Genomic DNA, 5044 nt, shown 5'->3' on the forward strand with positions numbered 1-5044 from the left:
CTGGATCACCCGCCCGCCCCGGGACCTCGCGCTGGCCCTGGACCAGGCATACGGGTACCTGCCGGGGATGCTCACCGCCGGCGTTCTCTCCGGCGTCGTCACCGCCCTCGTGCTGCGCCGATGGGAAGGCCGACGGGGCGCGGACAACAGCGGGAACGCCGGGAACGGGGGAGACCGTGCGTCGGCCGGCGGGCCCTGAGCACCCGGGCGGGCAGGGGCGCCGGCGCTGTTGAGGGGGACTTCACCTTCCGCCGGCCGTCCGTTCACCCGGCGGGCGTCGCCGCCCGACACGATCCCCTGCCATGACACGCCGTACCCGCCGCGCCCGCACCGCCGTCCTGCTGGCCGGAACCCTCGCCCTGGGGGCCGGTCTCCTCGCCCCCTCCGTCGCCGGCGCCGCCCCGAAGCCGGGCCCGCGTCCCGCCCCGGAGACCCCGGGCGGCGGCGACCTCGACCTGACCCCCATCGGCCGGTACGACAGCGGCGTGTACGGCGAATCCGCCGCCGAGATCACGGCCTGGGACCCGGGCACCCGGCGGCTGTTCGTGGTCAGCGCGGTCGCCGGCGCCGTGGACGTCCTCGACCTCTCCGACCCCACCGATCCCCGCAAGGTCGGCGAGTTGGACACCCCCGGCGCCAACAGCGTCGCCGTGCACGACGGCCTGATCGCCGTCGCCCGCGAGGCCTCCCCGAAGACCGCCCCCGGCACGGTCGCCTTCTTCCGAGCCTCCGACCTGCGGCCCATCCGCGAGGTCCGCGTCGGCGCCCTGCCCGACGCCCTGACCTTCACCCCCGACGGCAAGCGGGTCGTCGTCGCCAACGAGGGCGAGCCCGACTCCTACTGCGCCGACGGCACCGACCCCGAGGGCACGATCAGCGTCATCACCATCCCGAACGGCACCCGCACCACCACCCTGAACGGGGTGCGTGTCGCCACCGCCGACTTCCGTGCCTGGAACGGCCGCGAGGACGAACTGCGCGCCGCCGGCGTGCGGATCCCCGGCCCCGGCGCCTCCGCCGCCCGCGACCTGGAGCCCGAGTACGTCGCGGTCTCCGAGGACTCGAGGACCGCGTGGGTCACCCTCCAGGAGAACAACGCCGTCGCCGTCGTCCACCTGCCGAGCGCCCGGGTCACCGACATCGTGCCGCTGGGCCTCAAGGACCACTCCCTGCCGGGCAACGGTCTGGACGCCTCCGACCGCGACAACGCGATCAACATCACCGAGTGGCCGGTCATGGGCATGTACCAGCCGGACTCCATCGCCGCCTTCACCGCCCCGGCCGCCGGCGGGCCGGGCAGGGGCAAGGGCGGAAAGCCGGGCAAGCCCGAGGAGTTCCTGGTGATCGCCAACGAGGGCGACGCCCGCGACTGGGGCTGCTACACCGAGGAGATCCGGGTCAACGCCCTGACCCTCTCGCCCGAGGTCTTCCCGAACGCCGCCGAGCTGCGGAACAACGCCAACCTCGGCCGGCTGACCGTCTCGGTGGAGTCCCCGCGAGACGAGCAGGGGCGCGTCACCGAACTGCACGTCTTCGGCGGCCGGTCGGTCTCCGTGCTGGACTCCGAGGGCCGGATGGTCTGGGACTCCGGCGACCACCTGGAGCGGCTGACGGCCGAACTGTTCCCGGAGGACTTCAACGCCAACAACAGCGGGAACGGTTCCTTCGACAGCCGCAGCGACAACAAGGGCCCCGAGCCCGAGGGCGTGGTCGTCGGCACCGTGAACGGCACCCCGTACGCCTTCGTCGGCCTGGAGCGGATCGGCGGCGTGGTGGTCTACGACCTCACCGACCCGCGGGCCCCGCGCCCGGCCGGGTACGTCAACAGCCGGGACTTCTCCGGCGACGCCGAGGCCGGCACCGCGGGCGACCTGGGACCGGAGGGACTCACCTTCATCCCGGCGGAGGAGAGCCCGAACGGCCGTCCGCTGCTGGTCGTCGCCCACGAGGTCAGCGGCACCACGACGGTGTACGAGATCTCCTGACGCCCCCGTGCCCGTGCCCCGGCGGATTTCCCGCCGGGGCACGGGCACGTCCGTGGGCGGTCGAGACCCCCGATCGTCTCTCGACGACACAGACCTACGGGAAAACCTTGGTTTCGTGTCCGTCGACCGCACGAAACCACAAGTGCACCCCCGATCACGGAGGCCGGGGCCGGCTCGGCAGCGGTCGGCGCGGTGACGGCTTTCCGTCGATTCACCGACGGCTACCGAATCGGTCCGGTTTCCCGGGGGCCGATTGGCTCGGGACACCGGGCCCCTCCGTTCCTATTGTGGTGCCCGTTCGCATCGGGCCCGCGCGGGACGACAGGTGTCGCGCGCCATCGCAGGAGAGTCGAATGCTTCGACGCCGTATCGGGGGACCCTCCGGTCCCGTCGCCGGGATGCTGTCCCTGGGGGCGCTTCCCTTCGGCACCACCGTGGATGAGAAGACGTCCTTCACCATCCTCGACCGCTTCGTCGAGGCCGGCGGCAACCTCATCGACACCGCCAACAACTACGCCTTCTGGATCCCCGGGGGTACGGGGGACGAGAGCGAGACCACCGTCGGACGCTGGTTGGCGAGCCGACGCTCACGGGACGACGTGCTGATCTCCACCAAGGTGGGGGCACGGCCCACGGCTCCGGGGACGGGGTTCGCGACGGCCGAGGGTCTGTCGGCCCCCGTGATACGCGGCGCAGTGGAGGACAGCCTGCGGCGCCTGGGCACCGATCGCCTCGACGTGTACTGGGCGCACGTCGAGGACCGGTCCGTTCCGCTGGAGGAGACCCTGGGGACCCTCGACGAACTGGTGAGGGCCGGCACGGTGGGCGTGCTCGGCTGTTCCAACCACGCCACCTGGCGGACCGAACGGGCGCGCACCGTCGCCCGGGCCAACGGATGGACCGGCTACACCTGTGTCCAACTGCGTCACTCCTACCTTCGGCCGCGCGTCGACGTGGAGTTGCCGGAGGCCGGTCACGTGCACGTGACCGACGAACTGCTCGACTACGTGCGCAGCGAACCCGACCTGACCCTGATGGCCTACTCCTCGCTGATCGCCGGCGCCTACACCAGGCCGGACAAGCCGCTCTCCGCCGCCTACGACCACCCGGGCACCGAGCCCCGCCTGGCGGCACTGCGGGAGGTCGCCACCGAACTCGGTGCGACCCCGAACCAGGTCGTGCTCTCCTGGCTGATGGGGGGTGACCCGCCGGTGATCCCGATCGTGGGCGTCACCTCGGTCGAGCAACTGGACGAGGTGCTGGGCGCCGGGGAGCTCACCCTTCCCGCCGAGGCGAGGGCGCGCCTCGATCGGGCGGGGCGTGGGGGCACTCCCGACGCGTGAGCCCCGGGGCCCGGGGCTCCTCCCCGCCCCGGGTCAGGGCGTCGGTCGCCCGCCGTACCGAGGCGGCCCACCGGGCGCGGGGGAAGGACGCCGGGTCGGGGATGCCGGGCAGCATGTCGAACTCCGGTTCCCACCCTCCCCCGACAGGGGGCGGTGAGGTATCCGGGGTGGCGACGGCCCCGGCCCGGACCCGGGTACCGGAGCCGCTTCGGGACCCGGGTGCCCCTCGGCGACGAACTGCGCGTACGCCTCCGTCACCACCCACCGGGAACACCCCGAATCCGTCGCCGGGCTTCGACCCGGGGGCAGGGCGCCGTCGGAGGCCAGGCGCCCACCGGTGATCGCCGTCCGCGGCGCACGGGCCGGCCCGAGGTGCCGGGGGGCGTCGGTGGACGGGCCCCACTCCGGGAAGGTCCCCCACGGCGGGTCCGTCCGGTCATCCGTCACGGAAGCCGATGCCATCGACGGCGGTGCCCGCCGGGGCGGCTCGGTGGTGCGGCTTCGGGGCGGCCTCCGGGCGGTGCCGTCTCCGTGTATGTCCCGGTGGAAACACACCGGTGCGGGGAACCGCGTTCACCACTGTCCCCGGGGTGCCCCGTAAGTTGGCGCACCGTGCGTGGGCGCAGTCGATGCCTCGCCGGCCGGCGGAAACCCGTCGATCGGTGCGAGAGCGGATTTCGCGACGAGGGGAAACCGAGGGGGAGGATGGACATGAGGCTGTCGATTCCGGTGTGCGTGGTGGGTGGCACGGGGTTCCGATCGCGGGCGACCGGCGGGCACGATCCGGACGCCTTCGTGGAGACGGGGTCGCTGACGAAGGTGGTCACCGGAACCCTGCTGACGCGGCTCGCGGAGCGCGGCACCGTGTCGATGGACGACCCGCTGGAACGGTGGTTGCCCGCCCCCGTCGGGACCGGAATCACCCTGCGGCACCTGGCCGGGCACACCTCCGGACTGCCGCGCGTGCCGCCGGGATTGCGGTGGGCGTTCAACGACCCGTGGCGGGACTTCACCGACTCGGCTCTGCGCGACCTGCTCCCGGGGCTCGACACCCTTCTCACCGCCCCGGCCGGTGAGCGCGAGGAGTACTCGAACCTCGGCTACGCCGTCCTCGGTGCCGCGCTGTGCGCTGCGGGCGGGGGCCGTTACGAGGACCTCGCCCACGAACACGTGCTCGCCCCGCTCGGCCTGGAGTCGGGCGCGATGACCGCGAACCCGCCCACCGGCCGCGTACTCCGCACCCGGGGAGTGCTCGGGCGTCGGCTGCGGCCCTGGACCATGGACGGGGCGGTCCTGCCCGCCGGAGGGCTGTGGGCGAGCTGCGCCGGCATGGGACGGCTGGTCACCGGCCTGTTGGTCGATCGGGTCCTCGGTGAGCCCGCCCCCACCTGGCAACGGGCCGGACGCCTGCTGTGGCACAACGGCGCCACCCGCACCGCGTCGGTCTTCGCCGGGGCGCTGTCCGACGGGCGGTGGATGGTGATGCACCGGCTGTCCGGCGCCGCGAGCAGGACGGACCGCCTGGCCGTGGCGGAGTTCCGAGCCGTCTTGGCCGGTGAATGACGGGTGTGTTCCCCGGGCCGGGGGCCGGGGTGGTCGGGAGCGGGATAGTTCCGGGAGCGCCCGGTGGGCGGTGCACCGGGCGGCGGAAAACCGCCGGGCGGTGGAACGGCGGCCTTGGTAAAGGACCGGGGGAAAGAACCTTCCCACCCACCC

General features: G+C 73.4%; 4 protein-coding genes. All 4 read left to right on the forward strand.

The features are described 5' to 3' along the window. Positions 1-199, forward strand: a 199-nt coding sequence (locus tag FOE67_RS16200) for a hypothetical protein (RefSeq protein ID WP_228473944.1), incomplete at its 5' end; no start/stop codon positions are given. A 103-nt stretch (positions 200-302) separates the two neighbouring features. Next, on the forward strand, positions 303-1985 hold the full coding sequence (locus FOE67_RS16205) for a choice-of-anchor I family protein (RefSeq protein WP_182664912.1): 1683 nt from the start codon (positions 303-305) through the stop codon (positions 1983-1985). Between the two features lie 353 nt (positions 1986-2338). Then, positions 2339-3328, forward strand: coding sequence for an aldo/keto reductase (locus FOE67_RS16210; protein WP_182664914.1), 990 nt, complete (start codon positions 2339-2341; stop codon positions 3326-3328). A gap of 711 nt (positions 3329-4039) precedes the next feature. Then, complete coding sequence (locus FOE67_RS16215) at positions 4040-4891, forward strand: serine hydrolase domain-containing protein (protein ID WP_182664917.1); 852 nt, start codon at positions 4040-4042, stop codon at positions 4889-4891. The last annotated feature ends 153 nt before the right edge of the window (positions 4892-5044 follow it).

It is taken from the genome of Streptomyces calidiresistens (assembly GCF_014141525.1).
In the GTDB taxonomy this organism is placed as follows: Bacteria; Actinomycetota; Actinomycetes; order Streptomycetales; family Streptomycetaceae; genus Streptomyces; species Streptomyces calidiresistens.

Bases quoted from the DNA above. Each gene is read 5' to 3' on its own strand.
- FOE67_RS16205 (WP_182664912.1), top strand. From the start codon at position 303: ATGACACGCCGTACCCGCCGCGCCCGCACCGCCGTCCTGCTGGCCGGA.
- FOE67_RS16210 (WP_182664914.1), top strand. From the start codon at position 2,339: ATGCTTCGACGCCGTATCGGGGGACCCTCCGGTCCCGTCGCCGGGATG.
- FOE67_RS16215 (WP_182664917.1), top strand. From the start codon at position 4,040: ATGAGGCTGTCGATTCCGGTGTGCGTGGTGGGTGGCACGGGGTTCCGA.